We start from the raw sequence: 23,451 nt of genomic DNA on the forward strand, positions 1-23,451 counted from the left end.
TCATGTCTAAATCAAAGGTAGTATCACCAATTAGTCATAACTAACGTGATGCTGCCTTTTTCGTTGTTTTAGCTGCTTTTTATTCCTCACAAAAACAGAGGGATAACCAAGTTAAATGCTTTAACGGCAATAATATCGCGATTTAGTATCTCTTAGCTCTATAAAGCTGACGTAGAACAGCGTAGGATCGACTCAACTTTAGACCAAATACTAGGTTGCACTTTGGTGCATAAACAGAAGAATACATGAAACTAACAGCAAAACCCTCAGCTAGTAACGCTTTACTTATTTCTATAACGACACCGGACTTCAAAGGTGACGAAGCAAAAGAGTCTCTTGCCGAACTTGCTCGCTTAGTAACAACCCTAGGGTTTAAAGTGGTTGGTACTCAATCGCAGCACCACAGTTCAGCTCAACGACAAAACGTGTTGGGTGCTGGTAAGCTTGCGGAAATCGCTCATCTAACCGGTTACCAAGGTTCGATTGAAGAAGCAGAAGATGAAGACTTCCTTGATGAATCAGGTCTATTTGATTCAGAAATCGACGAGCTAGATTTTGATGATCTTCCAACGGGCAATTTCCAATACGGCGCCGCTGATGTTGTGGTCTTTGACTGTGATTTAAGCCCATCTCAACTGCGCACTGTTGAGGCGAGTTTGGGTGTGGAAGTATTTGACCGTACTGGCATCATCATCGAAATCTTCAGCCGTCACGCTCGTACTCGTACTGCTCGTCTGCAAGTTGATATCGCTCGTCTAAACTACTTAGTGCCGCGACTTCGTGAAACGGCTGAGGGTGATAAAGAGCGTCAAATGGGTCAGGGCGCCGGTGAAACTTCGCTAGAGCTAGACCGTCGTAACGTACGTGACCAAATTGCTGCGCTTAAACGTGAGCTAGTAAGCGTACAAGATGAAATGAAGACCCGACGCACAAGGCGCGCGGAGCTTTTCACTGTTGCTTTAGTTGGCTACACCAATGCTGGTAAATCTTCGATGATGCGTGCAATGACCGCAACCGAAGTGGTGGGTGAAGATAAACTGTTCGCAACGCTAGACACCACGGTTCGTGCGCTTCAGCCAATCACTCAACCGCGTATCCTTGTTTCAGATACAGTGGGTTTCATCAAGAAACTGCCACATGATCTGGTTGCATCATTCCACTCAACGCTAGCAGAAGCGCATGATGCTTCACTGCTTTTGTATGTGGTTGATGCTTCTGATGTTTCATTCCGCGCACAACTTGATGTGGTACACGACGTATTAGCACAAGTGGGCGTTGAAGGAAGTGAAAAGCTATTAGTGCTGAATAAGTGCGATAGATTGACTGAAGAACAGCAATTAGAGCTGATCGAAGAATTCCCAGATGCGATGCTAACGTCGACTCGTGATCCGCTAGATATTACGAAGCTGCACAAGTACATCGTTGGTGTTGCTGAAGAAGGCATGATCGAAGAAGAGATCACGATCCCTTATTCTGGCCAAGGCATCATCGGTGAGATTCGCTCAAACATGAGTGTGGTTAAAGAAGAGTACGACTATGAGTGTATTAAGTTGACCGTTCGCTCTAGTGAAATTGACTTAGCTCGACTGAAAAAGCGTATGCAGAAATCTTGATCGTCTATCTAATTTAGATAAGAACGTCCAAAGAAAAAGCGACCTAAGTGGTCGCTTTTTTATTGGTTGAGCTTAATTAACGCTGTATTGAAATGCCTATGCCATTCTTTGAGTTGGCTTCCAACGTGCTAGTTCTGGGTCAAGCTTGATACCTTGAGAGGTCAGCAGGTTAACACGTGCTAAGTAAGCCGCACCGTGCATCAAGTGCTTAGCAAGGTCGACTGCATTACGCTGTTGGTAATCGTCTAGGTAGCTGTCTTTCGCCCATGCGTTGAATGCGCCAAGTGCTGGGCCTGCCCATACTTGGTAATCCATCTCACGACCTTGTTCACCTGTGTTTGACCAACGGCTCGAAAGACCCAAGTACCAGCGGAAGATCAACGCCATTTTACGTTTTGGATTGCCTTCTGCACGTTCGATCTGTTTAGGGTCGCGCTCGTTAAAGTGCGCCATAGTACCAGCCCAAATATCATCCAGTGTTGAACGGAATACTTGCTTCTCTAGCTTTTGACGTTCTTCTACTGGAATCGCTTCAATCGAGTCGTAACGTGTGTAGATCTCGTACAGCTTGTTCGCACGCATTGGGAACAAGGTGCCACGTTTAACCACTTGCAGTTTCACGCCCATTTCGAACATGTCTGCCGCCGGAGCCATAGTCACATCAGCCATTTCGGTTGTCGAAAGCAGCTTACGTGTGTGCTCGCTCGCGCCAGCCTCAACACACGCTTGGTTGATAGAACCGGTAACAATGTATGCCGCACCCATGTTAAACGTTGCTAGAGCCGCGTCAGGCGTGCCTACGCCACCACCACAACCGACACGTAGCGGTGTTTCGAATTGATATTGAGCTTGGATTTGCTCTTTCAGCCCAAGAATCGTTGGCAGTAGAGTAACCAGTGGGCGGTTATCGGTGTGACCACCAGAATCGGCTTCTGCGGTAATGTCATCAGCCATAGGAACCAGCTGTGCTAGCTCCATCTGTTCTGTTGTGATTCGGCCTTCATCAACCAAAGCTTGCAGCATTTTTACAGGAGCTGGCTGCATGAACTTACTTGCGACTTCAGTACGGCTTACCTTAGCAATAACCTTGTTGCCAATCTGAATCTCACCTTGTGCATCGCGGCTAAGGCCAGCGGCACGGTAGTGAACGATTTGCGGTGTTAGACCTAAGAAGGCAGAAGCCTCAACTGTTTTCACTTTGTGCTTCAAAAACAGCTCAACACTGCCGCGCTCTAGTGCGGGTTCGCTTGGGCTGTGAATCAGGTTAAACGCGTAAGGACCGTTTGGCAGTGCTGCTTGAATACGGTTAATCGCTTGCTCAACACGAGACGGGATTAAGCCCGCCGCGCCAAATGAACAAAGAATGCCAGCTTGGCCAAGCGCAATCACCAACTCTTCAGATGAAATGCCATTTGCCATTGCGCCAGCGTAGTAAGCGTATTTCACGCCGTGGCAGCGACGAAAATCTTCGTCGCCTAGGCTTTGTGTACCAAGAGCGGGAGCAAAGGCGCTAACAGGTTGGCTGTTAGCCGAGCTTGCTGAATCGCCTGATGCAATCTCAGCTTGTTGGCTTACGCCTAAGCCTTTTTCTGGGTGGTTCACTACGTAACAAGCAAGGCTTAAATCTTTCAAAATTGTCGACATTGCTGCGTTATCGAAATGTGTAGTGTTCTCTTCGATCTGCCAAGGCCACGGAGATAGCTTTTCGTTATTAATTGTAGTTTGAGTTGTCATAATTAATTCTTTCCTAGTTCTCTGTCACTAATGGCGGCTTATGCTTTATCGATAGAAGGAGCTTCTTCTATACAAATCGCAATGTCTTTCACTTCGTAAATACGCAGACCATCTTTGCTCAGGTTTGCGTCGCCAACGATGATGCGTTTGCCGTCTTCGTCTTTAATCGCAGTGATATGTACATCCAGAGACATCTGTTTGTTCAGAGGGTTAATCTGACCACGATATTTCCATTTCACTTCAGATTGGATTTGACCAAACTTAGGATTACGGAAGCCAGCGCCAAGGTCTTTGTTTAGCGCGTAGGTTTGCATCAGTTCGATGATCGCTTCGACACCGAGAGAACCTGGCATTACTGGGTCTTGATGGAAGTGGAACTGGAAGAACCAATCACTTGGGTCAATCGTACGCTCAGCGTATAGGTAACCAAGACCGTCTTTACCACCATCGCTGGTGATCTGCACGGTATCGATAAAGTTCAAGCGACCGCCAGCCAGTTGGTAGTGCTCTTGCACTTCACCAGTAGCAGAAACGGGTGCATTGAAGTAACGCGTCGTTTTGTCTAGTAGGTTGATGTTTACATCCGGCGTGCGGTTGTTATCAACGTGCCAAGGGTGAGTTACTTTACCGTTGTCCAAACCAAGCTGATCTTTCAGTGCTGCGCCCTTGAAGTAACCAAATACCGCTGTACCTTGGTAGAAAGGCACGCCGTCAGTGCTCAGTTCGAAGCTGAAGCTCTGTACGATGTTGGTGCCCATCATAACGGTTGAAAGCAGACGAGAATCGTTGGTGATCGTTTTGCCACGTAAGTCGACGTTACGCAGCATTTTGCCGCTGCCGTCTAGGTTACGGAAAAACAGTTCTTCACCTGGGAAGCCCAATGTTGTTCCCATGTAGCCAGAGATAAAGCCGTTTGGCTGCAGTGAAATCTCCATCAATACCGAGTAAGGCATTAGGGTCTGGTGGCTGTTTTCATCAAAGTACCATGCGTTTTCTGGCACTTCGTATTCTGCAATACACGATGAAGGCTTCTTGAAGTCGCCACGCTTACCGTCAATCTCAACGACACGAGTGGTTAGCTGTAAATCGCCACACGGAGTACGTGGTGGGATCATTCCACGGTAGATTGAGAAGTCAGGGCCGAAACATTTTTCGATATCGCCGGTTGCGAATTCGAACATATGGTATGGCGTGAATGGAACCGTATCGGGTGTGCGGTTCGGGTAATCTGGAGTTACCGGAGCTTCCACATGTTGAAGAGGAACCACACCTTTGTTAGGCGCCGTTTCTAGGTCTTCAATTTGTGCCATCAATGGCGCATTCGCTGAAGCCTGTTGGTTCACTGCTGGTGTATGGCCCAAGCTTTTATGGTCCAAGCTTTCGATAACTGGGGTTGCGACAGCTGTTTCTAAAGAAGGTAGGTAACGAGTACATTCGTCGTCTTCTTTAATCATCACACCCAAGTTTTGGAAATCAACAATTACTTTGCCGTTTAACAAGATATCGATGTTGGCTTTCGCGTATGGGCGAGGGCTTAGACCAATCTCGGTCACTTCCATGCGGTAAGTCAGTTCTGCCGATTGCGGGAGAACTTGACCACGACAACGCACTTGTTGAGGCGCATTTTCAAGCGGTTGGAAACGCCCATTTTGAACAAGCGTGTGCATGCCAAGGTGCATCATGAAGAATTGCAGCAGTTGACCACAACCTTCGGCCATCAAAGAGCCAGCCATTACTGAGTCATCTTTGAAGTGACAAGGGAAGTACCAGTGTTCAGGCTCTAACTGTTTGTGACCTTCAATCAGACCAAGTCCCCATGTGCCGCCTTGCGGTTCAACACGGCTAACCTTTTCGATCATCATGAACTTCTCTGAGCTGAAGCACAAAGAAGGCTGGTGGCGATTGGATTGGTGAGTTGGGCCAAAACACTCTGCAATGTTTGCAGTCAGCAGGTGGCGCAGTTCTTGGTGGTTAAACTGCGTTTTAGGGCAGTGCAGCATAGGGTCGAAGCGTTGCTTAGTTGCAAGTTTACGAGCCTTGATTTCATCTTCAGTGTGAATCACACCTTTGCCATCTGCTAGCTCTTCATCAGTGAAGAAGCCCGCACAGCCGTTATCCATTTTCAGGATCATCTTGTCGCCAACGAAACACTCGTACGAGAAGAAGAACAGCAGCGTGTCGCCATTGCGAGCAAAGCTGTTGATTGAGATATCGTAACGCAGCGTATCGCCACCACGAGGCAAGTCGCCAAGGAAGGTCAGCGTACAGTCAAGCAAGCGGTAAACACGCTCGCCTTTGTTTTCGAAATCAATGCCTAGGTAGCTGATCAGCATTAGATCGCATTGACCAGATTCTACCGCCACTGCCCAAGGGATCTGACCATCAACAAGATACGGCGCATCAACTGGGATGTCGTATTCAGTGGTCATTGTGCTTGGCTTGTATTCGTTCACTGTCGCGTTGAGCTTGGTTACACGAGATACCAATAGGTAGTCTGTGGTTGGTAGGCGAACGCGGCGCGAGTAGCTATCGATGATCGCGTAATCAGGGCCAAATACATTCGCAATATCACCTTCTGCGTATTCAACCAGATCATCGTAATCCCAGATACATGGCTTACGAACAGGTTTTACTGGTGCTGGCGTCGCAAGTACGTTGACTGGCGCTGACTGAACCGGAGCCGGTTGAGCTTGAACAGGCTGAGCTAATGTTTGCTGACCGGTTGTTTGTTGGCTAGTCGTTTGTTGAATCAGGGCATTGCTATCTAAACCAGACGTCACTGCGTTTAACTGTGCTTTTAATAGTGCATCAGCCATTTGCATGCCTTGGGCACGAGTGTGTAAGAATGTTTTGTGTACTTGCTGAGCCGCTTGCTGATTTTGAGCAAAAGCTTGGTTGTATGGTGTTACAGACGGCTGTGATGCTGCGTCCGTATTAGCGTCGATATTCGATACGCCATTTTTAGCGGATAGGACATGAGTCATATTGCTGTGGTTACCTGTTAGCTGACTGTGGCGAGTTGGCGCCAGAGTCGGGGATACTGATGTAGGAGTTTCGATGACTGGCTCTACCGCGTTCTGCGCTAATGCTTTCTTCTCTAACTCTTTTTGAGCAAGGGCTGCTTGAATGCTTGCTGTCGTTGGAATCGATGCCACTCTTGCTGCTTGTTTGCCAGAAGCTTTCTGCTGAATCGTTGCCAAGTTAGTTACTGGGGTTTCGGCAATATGTTGATAAATATCGCGTCCACCAAGAGTCACTTGCTTAACCAATTGACGCTTAGCATCACTCGCCAGTTCATTGCTTAAACGAACAGAAAGTGATTGAGATTCAACACTCGATTGGCTTAGTAGCAGCTGTGAACATTGTCCTTCGCTGATGTTGGCAACAATCGCGTTCTTAGAACTGACATTCGGATTCAGAGACTCAAGGTTCAAGTTGAGTAGGCCGTGTAGCAGGCTTGCCATACCAGAGGCTGCAGAGCAGTGACCAACACGCTGACTCGCTTGAGTGGTCTTGGTAACCCCTAAGTTGAGAGATACAAGCTCGCGTGATGAAGACTCTGGTGCATGGTTCAGCTCAAGCAGAGCAACATCGTTCGAGCTCATACCGACTTGAGTCAGTAACTCATCAACAACGGCGTTGTTATTCTCGCTTGAACCAAAGGCCAATGCGTTTATGCTGCCGTAAGCCGTGTCTTGGTTGCTCGCTACTCGACCTTCTTCCACAAGAACAATTGCACCTGCGCCTTCGCCGACATTCCAACTGCCGTCTTGCGCTTGTCCGAATTTTGGAGCAAGTGACACTGGGCTCACGCTGTTCTTCAGAATCACATGTTCTGCACTGCCGCTTAGGTCAACGGCTGCAATCACAACAGCATCCATGGATTCTTGCGACATGAGGTTTTGCGCGACATCGATACAACGAGCAACTGACTGTTCAGCGGCTGAAATCGTAAAGGCAGGGCCGTTAAAGTCCCACAATGACGAGATGCGCGAAGCCATGATATTGCCGATGAAACTGGTGTATTGGTTCAGCTTGGCTGCGTCCATCACACTGTCCATCGCGATGGTTTCTAGCGCTTGGTATTCGTCTTGAGTTAGTTCGATACCCATGTTGGCAAAGCTGTCAGCCAATTGGCTATGCAGGTTTACGCGTCCACGGAATTGGTGCATCTCAAGCTCTGTTTCCATTGCGACGAGTACAGCAACTTTTTGACCAACAACAAGCTTGGCATCCTTGATGGCTTCGTCTGCAACTTTCATCAGTAGCAACTGCTGAGAGATCAAACGGTCATCTTCATTTGGCGGCACTTTGAAGCGTAGAAAGTCGAGATCGAATTGATCGATGTACGCTCCGTTTGGAATGCCGTGTAAACCAAACTGATTCAGTAGTTCTGGATGTTGGTCTAAGCCTTTCCAGCGTTTCTTAGGCAAAGCAATGAAAGCATCGTTGTTGGTCTCAATCGCAGTGCTTAGCGCATTGATGCTTTGCAGAGAACCGAAGTGAGACGCTAGACCAGTAATGCTTAAATTAGACGGTTGTAGGCTTGGAGATACTGATTCTGGAATCTGGTTTACATTACTGGTGTCTGAATACGCTTCAAGCAGTAAGTGAGCGTTACACCCACCGAAACCAAATACAGAAACACCCGCGCAGCGCTCTGAGTTACCCGCTTTACTTGGCCAAGGTTGAACCTGCGTTGGCAGAGTCTGTGGGCCAAATAAACCTTCAGGCGACGATAGTGGCTTGTCCAAATTAATACTTGGAGGAAGCACGCCTTCTTTCATCGCAAAGATCATTTTCACAATCCCCGGCATACCCGCAGCAGTCAGTAAGTGGCCGAGGTTTGACTTCGCAGAGCCAATCAATGGCGGGTTAGAACCATTCAATTTGTCAGCAAAGAAACGCTCCATTGAGGTTAACTCAACCTTGTCACCTAATGGTGTGCCGGTTGCGTGACACTCAATCACTTCAATGCTGTCTGGTGATAGGTTTGATGCCTCGTAAGCGCGTTCAAAGGCTTGTACTTGTCCTTTGCTATTTGGGCTTAATACGAACTGGCCACGGCCATCGTTCGACAAGCCAATACCGCTGACGACTGCGTAAATGTTATCGCCATCACGCTCTGCATCAGCTAAGCGTTTTAGCACTAAAACACCGGCGCCTTCGCCAGCAAACAGACCTTTACTGTTGCAATCAAACGGAGCGGAGACACCATGATCTGGGTAAGCATGGAATATGGAGAACCCCATGTTGATAAAGAATGGGTCGGCACCTGATACCGCGCCTGCCAACATCATGTCGGCTTTACCTGTGTTCAAGTAATCACACGCTAACTTCAATGAATACACTGAACTTGCACATGCCGCATCTAGGCTAAGTTGCACGTTGCCTAAACCTAGCGCATCAGCCACTAACTTAGAGGCGTTGTGTGCTGCAGCACCATTGATAGGATTGAGGTCTTGCGCGGTTTCATTGGTTGGTAGCAGTGAAAACTGGTCATTAGCCAATTTATCTTTGAGTGCTTTCTCGACCACTGAGTGATACATCGGTAGAAACAAGTCGTTTGAACGTGTGGTTGGGAACGAAAGGGCACCCATGATCACGCCTGTGCGCTCTAAAACATCGGCATTCAGATCAATGCCTGCGTCGACTAACGCCTTACGACTCGTGTCCAAAGCCCATAGGAAACTCTGGTCAGCACCGTTGAACGATTCTGCTGTTAAGCGGTAGCCATTGCTATCGAAATTGAAGTTTTCGATGTAGCCGCCTTTATCACAGTAAAAGCGGTCTGACTCACCTTGCACACCCTGATAGCGTTCAGGTTTAGCACCTAACTTTTCAGCGCTTAATGTGGTTCGAGAGTCTTTTTTATTCAGCAAGTTTTGCCAAAAGTCTTTTGGCGTATCGGCTTCAGGGTATTGGTTAGCAATACCGACAATCGCGATCTTATTGCACTTCACTTGCTGTTTGTTCTGAGCCTGATACTGGTTTGATTGAGAACTCATACTAGCTCTCCTTGATGATTCACTGCGCTGCCTTGAGACACACCACTTAATTGCTTAGCGGCGGTGATCTGTTGTTCTAGCCCTTGAATAAGAGGCTCGACAGAGAGTGGAATTTGATGAGTAATGAGCTGACCAATGCATTTGATGAGCGTGACAATATCGTCACCACCCTTGGCATTGGAAGCGATTGTGCAGTATTGGTCGGCTACGTTGTCGCTACGATTGATCTTGTCGATCAATGTGCTGGTTTGACGATCGGCACCTACTTCGACAAACAGACGCGCACCTTGTTGACGTGCACTCTGAATCAACGCAGTGAAATCCAGCGTCGAACAGAAGGTGTCGGCAATCGAAAGGGCGATGCTGTCGCTGTCGATATTGATTGGTGCGCCAGTCGGTAGACCTGCTGCGCTGATAAAGCGGATATGCTTTGGCAATTCGTCGAACAGTGGTTGTGTGTAAAACTCACGCACTTGGCTATGTTGGCTCAATGCTGGTGTAGTGTGCATTGCGGTAACACGGTTAGCGGCAATGCCACGTTTACCCAGTTTCTTGAGCAATGCACGACAGGTGCTTTCACAACCTGCCAGTACGCAAGTATCACCTTGGATGATAGCGAGATAAGCGCGCGGAAACTCTGGTAACAGAGCCTCAATCGCTTGCGCATCACTGCGAACCACAAAGCTATTCCATTGGATGCTTTCGTCGCTGTTTAGCTGCCAATCTTGACGTACTGCGGTGAGTTCGCCAGAAATAGCCGTGGTGAAGATAGGACTGGTTTGAGTCATCTCAATCAGCGCATGTGGGTTTTTCCAAACATTTAAGCTGGCCCACATGGAAGCTTCACCCTTGGAGTAACCCAAGGCGAAGTCTGGCTGCACTTTGAATTCATCACATAGCAGTTGTGTTAACAGATAACTACTGCCGACGCCTGCAATTGCCAATTCACTGAGCGACATTTCTTGCGCGTCTTCAGCATAGGTTTTTTCAGCCTGCAGCATCTCTTTCAAGTTACCTTCACGTTCTAAACGAGCAAATAACTGTGGGAAATGGTGGTGAAATTCGCGCAACATGCCGGGATAAACCGTGCCAACACCAGGGTAAACAAATGCAACACCACCTTTGCTTTGAGGCATTGGTGAGAAACAACTGCCCGCAGGAGTCTTGTATTGGCTATTTTCAGCCATTACTTTTGGCAACGCATTTTCTAGCGCTGTGATCTCTTGTAGTACAGCCTCAATTGAAGCCGCTTGAATCACGATGTTCGCACCACGGCCAGCATTGTGTTGAACGCTTTGAAAGTGGCTTAGGTTTGAATGCATCAAGGTGGCGATAGCAAGTTCGCTGTCCGTCGAATCACTAACGCATTTTAGCTCTTCTCTTAACGAGGTTAGCTGAGAAACCAATTCAGCTTGGTCATTGCCAGAAACCACAAACATCAAACGTTCGCTCGATAGCAAGGACTTTGGTTCTTGCAAACCGGTCGCTTGAGTCAATATCAGGCTGGTGGCTTTTTGGCTATCGTCACTGAAAGTTAACGCAGCAACACGTGCTTTGTTCGGCTCAGTGAACCAATAGTGGCTCGGTAATGAATAGCTCGGTAATGAACGGCTCGATATCGCATTAACCAAATTCAACAATTCATTAAACTGCTGCGAAGCAGATAGGGCTGAGTATTGCTGTTGATGGCTTAAGTCTGAAGCGGGGCGGCGTGACATATCCAGAGCTAGCTGAATGCTATCTCCGGTAGCTGTATCTACAAAACCCGCTAAATTCGCGTGTGGGTGAATCTTATTCTGAGCCGCGGTCAGTGCACTCAACATCACCAATGATGGTGAGTGAGAATCCAAACAAAGCTTAACAACATTACCTTGATTGACTGTCTCGATGGCGTGAGCAAGTGCTTGATTAAAATTGCCATCAACCACAACCGTTACCATCTCTGGAAGCGAAAGGAATAAGTCGGCAGAAAGCTCAGCCGCGTTTGCTGGCTGAGCTAAAAGAGCGATGCGCAATGGCATCGCTTTATTCGTAGGAACAGTCACTATGACAATTGCTCCTTTTCTGCGTTCTTAGTCGCCTCTTTCTTTGATACTGCTGAGCTAGACTTCGGCAAAAATGCGTCGTTTAAGCTCTTGCTGATGGTGACTTTGGCACCTTTCATTACTGCGCTTAAACGACCATCTTGGTGGTAAAGCGAGATATCAGCTTGCAGCGAACGAGCCGTGCTTTTTATCACGTTCAGCTCTAGCCAACCTTGGTCACCATTGTGCATTGGTGCGTAACAAATAAACTCACCGATTGCAGACGGTAGGCTTGCCGCGCCGTATTTCAATCGAGCCCATACCAGCATTGCTTGCAACAGATAATCTTCAGCAAATGGTTGGCTAGCGCCAAAGCCTTGCTTAGGAATAAATGATCCGCAGTCGCTGTTTTCAATCTGAGGCAACTGGCATTGAGCCAATAAGCCTAAGCCGTCAAAGCGTTCGACTGAGGTAATACCTTGTAGTCTGGGTCCATGAAACAGAGTGCCGTCACTGTATAGAGCTTGTGCCGTTGTTACAGGTGCTGAAGTGTTGGCTTCAAAGCGCTTTGTCGACGCTTGTTGAACATATTCAGACACTTGCACAGAGGCAACTTGCAACTGAGCTTGATACTGTGGCCGCCCTTGGCAGCTGATTACTGCTTTTAGCTGATCTTTTGATTTAGCGTCTGAAGACAAGACAAGTGTTAGCTCTTGCACTTCATCAGTATCAAAAATCACACCCTTAAGCAGTTTGTAGTTGTGAACGCTAACGTTCACCCCTAACAGTTGCTCTGCCACTTCACGCATCCATTGGATGGCACACACTGTCGGTAACACTGGGTTACCGGCAATGCAGTGATCTTGAATGAAAGGCAAAGCTTTAGGATCAAGATGACGTGTCACAGTGATGCTTGTATTCAGCGGACTCTTTGCAAGATGCACAGACTCCGCATTAAGCTTTTTTACAGCAGCTTCCTTGTTGTCAGTACCTTGCATGCTCGTACCAACCAGCAGTTGAATGCCAGTTTCGTTCAGTAGTTGAGAACTAAACAGCTCTGCACCTGCCTGAAGAGGAATTACGTACACGCCGCGCTCTGTGAACATACGTTTCAGTGCCGCGTTGACCATGCCGCCGTCCCACGGTCCCCAGTTGAAGCTCATCACTTTCGCTTGAGGGTTACGCGCAGACAATTGTAGAGCCGCTTTGTTTAGGATCTCGTTAGACATCGAGTAATCGCTTTGGCCTGTGTTTCCGTAGAAGCCCGCCGCCGAAGAGAACATCGCAATCAACTTAAGCTTGCTGCTATCAAGACCACCAAGAACCGCTTCTAGCCCGCCCACTTTCGTGCCGTAAACCATGTTCAGTTCATCAAGCGTTTTATCTTGAATGTGCTTGTCAGCCAGTACGCCTGCACCGTGGATAAGACCTGTGATGCTTTCGAAATTCGCCAGCGTTTTCGCTACTGACTCATGGTTCGATACATCTAGGCTTAGGTATTCAGCGCTCGCGCCAATCTCGTTGAAAGCGGCAAGTGCTGCGTTGATTTCAAGGCTGCTCAATACAGGTTTTAGCAAGGTATCAACTTTCTTTGGCGTTGGTTTGTTACCTGTTGCTTGTAGGTGAGCAATAGCCGCTGGTTTTAGCTCTTTCTCTTGCTTGCCTTGTGCCCACTGAGGTAGCTCAGCTGAAGTAATATGCTTACTACGACCTGCAAGAATGAAGTGAGACTTACATTGTTTAGCAAGCGTCAGTGCACATTCAAACGTCACGCCTTTAGCGCCACCAGTTACGAGAACTTTGTCGCTCTTGGTGAGTTGAGCGCCTGTGTTTTTGGTTTGTGCAGTACCTGGTGTTGCCGCAATTAATGTTGCACGACCAGATTCACTGTTTTCCGCATGGCTAAGGCCGATTTCAACCGTGTTGGTATCGATATCGAATAGTTCGCCTGTGATTGCTTCAGCTAGGTGACGAGCATCAATCGAAGCGTTAGCATCCAATGCGCGGCAGAACACGTTTGACCATTCATGGCTCAGTGCCTTAGTTAGACCAGATAGAGCCGCTTGGTTAAGTTCTGCATTCGCTAATTGCTTAGTATCTAGGTAACCAAAGCCACCATCAATACGGCTCAGTGTGAAGAACACGCTACGACCAGAAACGGCATTCAGCTGACCATTTAGGTGCTTGGCGAATAAGAACGCTGTGGTTAGTGAAGCTCTTGAGTCTGCATTCAAGTTAACCGCTTGCTCGTTGCTTTGTTTCGTATCAACGATAGCTTGTAAATGAATGAAGCCAGCAATCACTTTGTTCGACGTTTTAAGGTCTGCTTCGATGTCGTTAATAACCGCAGTCACACCCGCATCATCGACGCTGTTGAGTGTGTAGCTTGCGATTTCACTGTTTAAAGGTGACGCGGCAGAAAGAGCACTACGCACTACAGCAACTTGAATGCCGTTAGCGGTCAACTTTTCTGCTAGAACACCGGCGTTGTGACCATCATCTGTGATCACGACACAAGCGTCTTTTGAGAAACAATCGACGAGTTTATCTGCCGCTGGTAGCTTTTTTAGCGCCACCTCATTGTGTGGAGGAAGTTCCGCTGTCGCTGTTTCCGCGATAGGCGTTACTGATTCAGCTTTTGGAGTCGCTATGGGTGCAGCTGCGGATAGCTTGCTTTGCATATAAGTAACGATTTCACCAAGCGTACGACACTCAGCTAGGTCTTCAGGGTTCAGTTCTGGCAGCGTTGGTAGCTGGTCTTGAACTGTACCTAGGATCTCAACGCGTTTGATTGAGTCGATACCAAGGTCTGCTTCCATGTCCATCGCTAGGTCGAGCATTTCTGCTGGGTAGCCAGTTTTGTCGGCAACCACTTCCATCATTGTTGATTGAACGTGAGCAGGGTTTAGGTCGTTGCTCGCACTTTCTACAGCGGCTGTAGCTGCTTCTGGAGCAGGTGCTGCGTTAGGAGCTTCATTAGCGCCTAGCTTGCTGTTCATGTAAGCAACGATTTCGCCTAGTGTACGACACTCAGCTAGATCTTCAGGCTTTAGCTCTGGCAATGTTGGTAGCTGGTCTTGAACTGTACCAAGGATCTCAACACGTTTGATTGAGTCGATGCCAAGGTCAGCTTCCATATCCATTGCTAGGTCTAGCATTTCTGTTGGGTAGCCAGTTTTATCCGCTACTACGATCAGCATTGCGCCTTGAACTTGCTCGGCGTTTAAACCGTTTGAGACTGCTTGCGCTGGTGCAGATACTTGAGCTGCTGCTGGAGCAGAAGCCGGAAGCTTGCTGTTCATGTAGGCTACGATTTCGCCTAGAGTGCGACATTCAGCCAAGTCTTCAGGGTTTAGCTCTGGAAGAGTCGGTAGTTCGTCTTGAACCGTACCTAGAATTTCAACACGCTTGATTGAGTCGATACCAAGGTCAGCTTCCATGTCCATTGCAAGGTCTAGCATTTCAGTCGGGTAGCCCGTCTTCTCTGCGACTACTTCTAACATGGTTTTCTGAACGACAGCTGCATCTAGGCCATTGCTAGCTGTTGCTGGAGCAACTACTGCTGCTTGTGAAGACACGGGAGCAGAAGCTGGAAGCTTGCTGTTCATGTAAGCAACGATTTCGCCAAGAGTACGACACTCTGCTAAGTCTTCAGGATTTAGCTCTGGAAGAGTAGGCAGTTCATCTTGAACCGTACCAAGAATCTCAACACGTTTGATTGAGTCGATACCAAGGTCAGCTTCCATATCCATTTCTAGATCAAGCATTTCCGTTGGGTAACCTGTCTTCTCAGCAACCACTTCTAGCATGGTTTGTTGAACGACTTTCGCATCAAGACCGTTAGCGGCTTGAACAGTAGCAGTTGCGCTTGGCTGTGCTGCCACAGGCGCTGATGCTGGCATCTTGCTGTTCATGCTTTTACTGTTCATGTACTCGACGATTTCACCAAGAGTACGACACTCAGCTAAATCTTCAGGGTTCAGCTCAGGTAGGTTTGGCATTTCGTCTTGAACGGTACCAAGGATCTCTACGCGCTTGATTGAGTCGATACCAAGGTCAGCTTCCATGTCCATTTCTAGATCAAGCATTTCCGTTGGGTAACCCGTTTTCTCGGCGACCACTTCTAGCATCACTTTTTCAGCATCGGCTGATTGTACTGCTACTGGTGCAGCCACAGGAGCTGGTTGCGCTTTAACTGGCACAGGTTGAGCTGCAACAGACGCTGCCGCTTGAGCCGCTACTTGTGGTGTAGGAGCAGCTTTCTGTACTGGTGTAACTTGAACAGACTGAGCTTGAACTGGCGCGGCTTGTACAGGAGTCGCTTGTACTTGAGCTACAGGCTGTTGAACGATAGTTGTTGGAGTCGCTTGAATCGCTGGCTGAGCATTTACAGAAGCAACGAAGGTTGGTTGTGCCGTTTGTACTGAACCTTGCGTCAGCATATTAAGTGCTGAGTTGTTGCTGTGCGCTTGCATTTCTAGGTAATGAGCGTGAGCTTTTAGCGTTTCAGCTTGGTGCTGGTGGAACATCTCCATAGAACGCTGTAGGTTCTCAGGAATTGCTACGCCTGCTGTTGCCATTTTCGCTTGCTCAGACATTAGGGTGTTGAACGTGTCACCGTATTGCTGAGGAATCGCAAGGAACTGCTGATGTACTTCTGCTGCTTGTTGTTGAGCATTGAAGAACGACTGCAATGAAGACTCATCTACTGTTACTTGAGCTGTTGGCTGACTAGTAGCTGGGGCAGTTTGAACCACTTGTGATTGCGGAGCTGCTGTTGCCACTTGTGCACTTGGTGCTGGAGCAGCTGACTGTTGTACATTTGAAGCTTGAGGAGCAGCCACAGGTACTTCAACGATTTCTGTCTTAATCACTTCTTTTTCCACGATTTTCTCGACTTCAACTTTCACTTCAACAATCCCAGCCTTTTCGGTGACGTTGCCCGAAGCCAATGATTGAGCCATTTTCTTACGAGTAGCAGGGCTGATGTAGTTGGTTGCATTCAGCTTGATGTTCATTGGTGATGCCTTTGCAGGTTCAGCAATGTCAGCTTGGTAAGGGTCAATGTTGTCTAATGAGACACCTGCCACGCACAGTTGAACCGCAGCTAAACGAAGCTGTTGGTCACTGTCGCCTTTAGGGCTTGGGTTGATACTGATTGCGTAAAGCTCTTCGTTCTTATCAGCCAATGTTTTCTCAACCAGCTTTTGAAGAATGTTCTTAGGACCGAACTCAACGAATACACGCGCACCGGCTTCATACATCGCTTCAATTTGCTCGCTGAAACGAACCGATTGCAGCATGTGTTGCTTGAACGCTTTCTTGATCGCTTTCGCGTCTTTGCTGTGCAGTTTGCCCGTTGCGTTTGAGTAAAGCGGTAGCGTTGGAGCGCTGAATGAAGCTTTATCAATTGCAGCAGCAAATGGTTTTTGAGCGTGAGCAACAAGCGGTGTGTGGAAAGCACCAGACACTGGCAGAGCAATCGCTTTGAAGCCTTGTTCAGTTAGCGCTTGTGCTGCTTGTTGAACCGTCGCCGTTGGACCTGCAATAACCAATTGAGTCGGAGCGTTGTAGTTGGCAATGCTCACACCTTCGAATTGGCTGATGCAGCTTTCAACGGCTGGAAGCTTGTCTGCGTCTAGGATGACCGCAAACATAGTACCGCTGTCGCCTTGTTCTGGTGTCGCCGCCATCGCATCGCCACGAGCGAAAGCTAGCTGGTAGTAATCGTCTTGCGAGATAACACCCGATGCACATAGTGCGCTTAGCTCACCAAAGCTGTGGCCTGCGACCATGTCGGCTTTGAAGCCAGCTTGAGTCATGATGTCGAACTGACCCATAGACACAGTACCAATCGCACTTTGCGCATTGGCCGTGTTGGTTAGCACCGCTTCTTGAGCTTTGGTTGCTTCTGGTGTGAAGGTTGGAATTGGGAACAGAATTTGCGACAGAGCCGTTTTCTTGTGTTGACCAAATACCTGATCCGCTTGAGCAAGCTGTTGACGCATCTCAGGGTAATGACAAGCAAGCTCGCGACCCATGTTTAGGTATTGCGAACCTTGACCTGCAAATAATGCAGCCACTTTACCAGCACCGTTTTCAGCAATCAGTGCTGATTCACGGTAGCTAGTACCGTTTGGCATCTGCCAATGTGTTTTGGTTTGGCTCTCAAGCATAGAAACCGCTTGAGTCAGTTGCGCTTGAAGGTCTGCTTGGTCAGTGACAACTAAACCAATACGAGCATGCTTAGCATCAACTTCGCGTAGAGCGTGTTGTTCAGCAAGCGCTTCCAGTTTGAACGCAGCGTCTGCAGCTTGAGTTGAAACCTGCTTGAGCTCATTGATCAGTGCTTGACGAGATTCTGCGCTGAATAACAGCGTTTGCGGCACTTGGCGCTGACGGTATTTGTCACCGCGAGCGTGCTCTGGTGTGTACTCTTCCAATACAACGTGGAAGTTAGTGCCACCAAAACCGAATGAGCTGATACCTGCACGGCGTGGTGTGCCGTCGACACGTTTCATCCAAGGACGCGTTTGTGTGTTTAGGTAGAACGGAGAGTTCTCGATATCCAGTTTAGGATTCGGAGCCGATACGTTGATCGTTGGCGGCAGTACTTTGTGGTGCAGTGCTAATGCAGCTTTGATTAAACCTGCAGTACCCGCGGTTGATTTGGTGTGACCAATTTGAGATTTCACAGAGCCTAACGCAATGTGTTGCTTCTCTTCATTGTTCTCACTGAATACCGAGTTTAAGCCTCCAAATTCAGCAACATCACCCGCTGCTGTACCTGTACCGTGCGCTTCTAATAGGCCAAGCGTGTGCGGTGCGAAACCAGCATCGTCGTAAGCACGTTTCAGTGCTTTTGCTTGTCCTTCAGGGCGAGGTGCGTAAATACTCTTGAATTTACCATCCGAAGAAGAACCGACACCTTTAATCACTGAGTAGATTCTGTCGCCATCGCGTTCTGCATCTTCTAAGCGCTTCAGAGCAACCATACCGATGCCTTCACCAATCATCATGCCTTTTGAGTCGATGTCGAAAGGTTGAATGGTTTCATTGGTGGTAAATGCAGGTGTTTTAGAGAAACTCATGTACATGGTTGGCGAGTTATCAGTACACACACCACCTGTGATCATCATTTCGCTGCGGCCTTCAACCAGCTCGCTCAGTGCCATGCGCATTGCGGCTAGAGAACCTGCACACGCAGCATCTACCACACAGTTGATGCCACCAAGGTCAAAGCGGTTAGCAATACGACCTGAAATTACGTTACCCAATGAACCAGGGAATGAGTTTTCTTCCCAGTGGATGTATTGGTCTTGGAACTTTTTGATCAGCATTTCGCTGTCTTCGTCGTTGATGCCACTGCTCTTGAAGACTTTTTTCAAAACAGGGTATTGAAGACGAGCATTCAGGCTTTGAGCAATCTTCTGACCACCACCCACACCCAACGTAATACCGATCTTGTCGCGATCGTAGCCTTCAGGCAGCTTGGCGTCTTCGAGTACTTCCTTTGCCACGATCAGAGAAAGTAGCTGTGAGGTATCAGTCAGTTCTAGGATATTTGGCGGAAGGCCGAACTCCATAGGATTGAAGTCTACTTCAGGGATGAAACCACCACGCTTGCAGTAAGACTTGTCTGGCGCAGTACGATCTGAATCGTAGTAATCTTCTGGACGCCAGTGCGTATCAGGTACTTCGGTAATGGCATCGATCTTTTCACTGATCAAATCCCAGAACTTGTTTAAGTAACGAGAGTTCGCAAACATGCTTGCCATACCAACGATAGCAATAGGCATGTCTTTAAGACGTTTATTAAGTCGAGTGTCGTCGACTGATTCCGGTGTATTTTTTTCGGGTTGGCTCATTATGAGTCTCCACTAGAAATCACAGAAAGTGATGTCGTGTTTTGAGGCTGCGCTTTTAAAGCTATAGGAAGAAAATCTGAAACAGATTTAGGGAAGCGCAGCTGAAAATTCAGGTTGCTGAGTGGCGGCAACCAGATAGAAGTTAGGCCTTCAAAGTGCGTTGACTTACGGAAATTGAGAACGTGTTTCATGTGCGGGAGAGGCATTCGAATGTGAGGGTAGTGTCCATTAAAATCCTGTCCAAAGTACTGCTTTTGTTAAAGCAGATATCCGCAATAAAAACATGTGAATTTGTTTAATGGTTGAGCAGGCTACCCGAGGTACGTAACCGATACAATGCTCCTAAAGGCCGCCACGATCTGTTCAGACCAGATGAATTGAGTGTGTTTTTGTTTTTTGTGTTTTAATTAAATTTAACCTGTTGATATTTAAGGGGTATAGGTGGTTTTTTAGTGTTTATACTCTATTTTATGGGTTGGTGAGATCTACGTCAGGTTTTTGTAAGTAATATTTAATAGGTAATTGTTCAGTAAGGCTTAGTGTGATCTATGTTTCAATTTGTTATTATTTGAAAAATGAGTTTTAAATCCGCATATGAAGGGAGTTTCCTGGCCAAACTCTCTATGTTTACCTCAAAACATAGGTGGGTTAAATTTGTTCGTTTTGATGTTTTACTGATGGCTTTATGGTGGTTGATTTTTAAGAAATGAGTGCTAAAAAGATGGAAACGTCAGTCATTGATTTGTGGTTTTGTTCTCTAAGTGATTTGGATGAAGATAGTGATCATGTGTCGCGCCTAAAACAGAAACTTACTGCCGATGAAGTAGCCAAAGTTGAGCGCTATCGAATGCCTTCATCTCAGACTCAAGCTCTGTATGTGCGAAGCTGTTTGAGAGCGATCTTATCTCGTTACTTTTGTTTTCAGCCTGAAGAGTGGCGCTTTGAATATGGTGAAAAAGGCAAACCAAGCTTAGTTGAGAAGCAACAGATAGAAACTGGCCTGAATTTTAATATCAGTCATAGCAAAGAATATTTGTTAATCGCGGTATGCCAAATGAAAGGGCAACCACTTCAGCTTGGGGTGGATATTGAACATGCAAGAATCTCGACCAATATTGCTGCGATCATGAAGCATTACTTTTCGGAATCCGAGATTAGCGACTTTCTCGAGCTGGATGACGCATCCCAAAGAGAACGTTTTTTCGATTTGTGGGCGCTGAAAGAGTCGTATATAAAAGCGACAGGCAAGGGGCTAGCCACATCGTTGAAAAGTTTTTCGTTCAATTTCTCCAATCTGACTAAGCAAACGCTGCCATTTAGTTCTTCTGATTTCCAATCGGTGTTGAATGGAGAGATTCGGTTGTACAGTGGAATTGGGTTGGATTTGGACGCTGCTGAAATTGACGATGCTTCTACAAGCTGGCAATGTCGTTTAGGACGGCTGGATGACCAGTTCCGATTTGCCGTAACGCTTGGCGGTGCAACGCTTCCGATGCACTTAGAGATGAAATGTTTCCCAGTAGCTAAGCTACTTGGCTGAGTGTGAGCTTGTTATACTAGAAACTTAAACCTCTAATCTTGAAAAAAGCACACCATCAGCCACTCGCACTTTCAGCCACTCGTAATATTGGTTAAATCGTCTCGCCAAGCATCGCTTTTAATACTTCAGCGGGTACAGGCTGAAGTTGCTTGTCTTTATCAAGGCAGACCATTTCAATATCACTAATCACAGCAGGCTTAGTAGCATCTTTACGCCATACCTCTTGTCGCCATAAGGTTTTGTATTTTCCATCGAGTTCAAAAGAGGTTCGGATGTCGCAGATCTCAGCGAACTCAACCCCATCTTGAAAAGTCATGTTGGCTTTATAGACCGCAAAACCTAGTCCGTGTTCATTCCACAATTCCGCCAGTTTATCGCTACCCAAGACATGCTCGCGAGCACGCTCGAAGTATTTAAGAAAGTTAGGGTGATAAACCACGCCTGAGTGATCGGTATCTTCGTAGTAAATTTGTACTGGGTGATGGTAGATCTGACTCATTGGTATCAACTCTTATTAAGTGTAAATCTGACTAAGTTGTGCTGCACTCTACAGGATAGATCGAAATTACTTCAAGGCATCATCGGTAATGTGGCTTTTGGTCAGACCTCATTCTGCCTCATTCATTACTAATACATTGGTCAGCTTCCACCCATTTACAAATATTCTATGTGTCATTTTCCACCCATTAATTTATGCAGCGAGTTGGCGACGATTACTGGCAGATCTGACGAAGCCTTATGGTTAAAGGGTTGTTAATGGATTGTGTCAATATGGCGCGCAAATTGCCTTAGTTAATGCACGCAGTTCCCATTGAAGGGCTGCTTTGTTTACTAAGGAGAATAATAATGTTTAAGCCTCTTACCCTGCTGTCTGTATCTGCTCTGGCGCTCACAAGTTTTAATGCTGCTGCAAACTGTGACCCTGGTGAAATCGTGATTAAATTCAGTCATGTAACCAATACCGATAAGCACCCGAAAGGCATCGCCGCTTCTTTACTGGAACAGCGAGTAAACACGGAAATGAATGGAAAAGCTTGTATGCAAGTTTTCCCTAACTCAACACTTTACGATGATAATAAGGTACTGGAAGCCCTGTTAAATGGTGATGTTCAAATGGCGGCGCCATCGCTGTCTAAATTTGAGAAGTTCACTAAGAAATACCGCATTTTTGACCTTCCGTTCCTATTTGAAGATGTAGACGCTGTAGATCGTTTCCAAAACTCAGAATCTGGTGAAAAACTGAAGAACGCAATGAAACGTCGTGGCCTACAGGGTCTAGCTTTTTGGCATAATGGCATGAAACAGATGTCGGCGAACAAACCTCTAATCAGCCCTGAAGATGCAAAAGGTTTGAAGTTCCGTGTTCAAGCATCAGACGTATTAGTCGCTCAGTTTGAACAACTAGGCGCTAACCCACAGAAGATGTCTTTCAAAGAAGTGTACGGTGGCCTACAAACTAAGGTTATCGATGGCCAAGAAAATACATGGTCAAACATTTACGGTAAGAAGTTTTTTGAAGTACAAGACGGCGTGACTGAAACCAATCACGGTATCTTGGATTACCTAGTTGTAACCTCAAACGACTTCTGGAAGGACCTACCTGAAGATGTACGCACACAGCTTGGCACTATCGTTAAAGAAGTGTCTGAGACGCGTAATGCTGAATCTTCAAAAGTTAACCTAGCGAACAAAAATAACATCATCGAAGCCGGTGGTGAGGTTCGTACGCTTACGCCTGAACAGCGTCAAGCATGGGTAACTGCACTTCAACCAGTATGGAAGAAGTTTGAAAAAGACATCGGTTCAGATCTTATCGATGCAGCATTAGCTTCAAACCAATAACACCGCTAGAGAAGTGGCGAGCGTTTTCGCCACTTCTTATTAAAACAATTATAAGCGGAGTCAATTATGGAAAAGCCTCAAATGGAACAACCAAATTCTAGCGAATCAGTACTGGAACCCTCTCTTTTTTCCAAAGTTGGAAGAGTTACGGATGCGATTGAAGAGTCATTAATCGCATTTTTCCTTGGCGCAATGACGCTACTTACTTTTGCCAATGTGGTATTTCGATACGCATTCAATGGCAATATCTTGTGGGCACTAGAACTGACGGTGTTCATGTTTGCTTGGATGGTGTTAGTGGGCGCATCTTATGGCGTTAAAAAACACTTCCACATTGGCGTTGATGTGATCATCAACCTTGCCCCAGAAAAGCTACGTAAAGTGTATGCGTTAATAGCCGTCACAAGCTGCCTAGCATTCTCAATCTTACTTCTTATCGGTTCTTGGAATTACTGGTACCCGTTCGCGACTGAGCGCGCATGGTATGAAACCGATGATATTCCAATGCCCGAGATGCTTCAGTTTCTTTCTGATTGGATGAATGAAGGCGAGCGATACGAGAAACTGCCACGTTTTATTCCTTACATGGCATTGCCGATTGGTATGGCAATGCTGACGTTCCGTTTTGCCCAAGTCGCTTACCAAGTAGTCACTGGCAAGCTTGACCGTATGATTGCAGGTCATGAAGCCGAAGAAGAGCTGGATGCATTGAAAGCTGATGTGTTAGCGGGTTCTGATGAAGACGCGATAGCGGTATTGGATTCGACTAAGCAGAACAAGGCGAATGAGTCGGGTACAAAATCTAACGGAAAGGAAGACTAA

9 protein-coding genes are annotated in these 23,451 nt (G+C 47.0%); 4 read left to right on the plus strand and 5 right to left on the minus strand.

The genetic code is table 11. From position 1 onward, the window contains the following. Positions 1-245 precede the first annotated feature (245 nt). Positions 246-1,613, plus strand: a complete 1,368-nt coding sequence (gene hflX / locus OCV24_RS04585) for a GTPase HflX (protein WP_017056924.1) — start codon at positions 246-248, stop codon at positions 1,611-1,613. Between the two features lie 96 nt (positions 1,614-1,709). On the opposite strand, the gene pfaD is transcribed toward hflX, so the two are convergent. The 4 genes from pfaD to OCV24_RS04605 are packed head-to-tail and all read right to left on the minus strand — an operon-like array spanning position 1,710 to position 19,247. Next, a complete protein-coding gene (pfaD, locus tag OCV24_RS04590; RefSeq protein ID WP_150878106.1) occupies positions 1,710-3,347 on the minus strand; it encodes an eicosapentaenoate synthase subunit PfaD in 1,638 nt (545 codons plus the stop codon). A 38-nt stretch (positions 3,348-3,385) separates the two neighbouring features. Beyond that, positions 3,386-9,355 carry a hotdog fold thioesterase gene (locus OCV24_RS04595; protein WP_150878109.1) on the minus strand — a complete coding sequence of 1,990 codons (5,970 nt, stop codon included), beginning with the start codon at positions 9,353-9,355 and terminating at the stop codon, positions 3,386-3,388. After that, entirely contained in the window at positions 9,352-11,400 is a 2,049-nt protein-coding gene (locus OCV24_RS04600; protein WP_150878112.1) for a PfaB family protein, read from the minus strand. Before OCV24_RS04600 ends, OCV24_RS04595 begins: the two co-directional genes overlap by 4 nt. Next, complete coding sequence (locus OCV24_RS04605; RefSeq protein ID WP_150878115.1) at positions 11,400-19,247, minus strand: type I polyketide synthase; 7,848 nt, start codon at positions 19,245-19,247, stop codon at positions 11,400-11,402. Before OCV24_RS04605 ends, OCV24_RS04600 begins: the two co-directional genes overlap by 1 nt. 721 nt (positions 19,248-19,968) lie before the next feature. Here OCV24_RS04605 and OCV24_RS04610 point away from each other — a divergent pair. Next, complete coding sequence (locus OCV24_RS04610) at positions 19,969-20,787, plus strand: 4'-phosphopantetheinyl transferase family protein (protein WP_150878118.1); 819 nt, start codon at positions 19,969-19,971, stop codon at positions 20,785-20,787. Between the two features lie 91 nt (positions 20,788-20,878). Here OCV24_RS04610 and OCV24_RS04615 read toward each other — a convergent pair whose 3' ends face one another. Then, positions 20,879-21,286 (minus strand): thioesterase family protein, encoded by a 408-nt coding sequence (locus tag OCV24_RS04615; protein WP_102506063.1) that lies wholly within the window; start codon positions 21,284-21,286, stop codon positions 20,879-20,881. Positions 21,287-21,633: 347 nt separating this feature from the next. On the opposite strand from OCV24_RS04615, the gene OCV24_RS04620 reads away from it, so the two are divergent. Together OCV24_RS04620 and OCV24_RS04625 are read left to right on the plus strand one after the other, a co-directional pair. Further along, complete coding sequence (locus OCV24_RS04620; protein WP_150878121.1) at positions 21,634-22,629, plus strand: TRAP transporter substrate-binding protein; 996 nt, start codon at positions 21,634-21,636, stop codon at positions 22,627-22,629. A 66-nt stretch (positions 22,630-22,695) separates the two neighbouring features. Continuing rightward, the gene (locus OCV24_RS04625; protein ID WP_150878124.1) at positions 22,696-23,451 is read left to right on the plus strand and encodes a TRAP transporter small permease; all 756 of its coding nucleotides are present in this window, start codon (positions 22,696-22,698) and stop codon (positions 23,449-23,451) included.

This window comes from Vibrio kanaloae (assembly GCF_024347535.1).
GTDB classification, from domain to species: domain Bacteria; phylum Pseudomonadota; class Gammaproteobacteria; order Enterobacterales; family Vibrionaceae; genus Vibrio; species Vibrio kanaloae.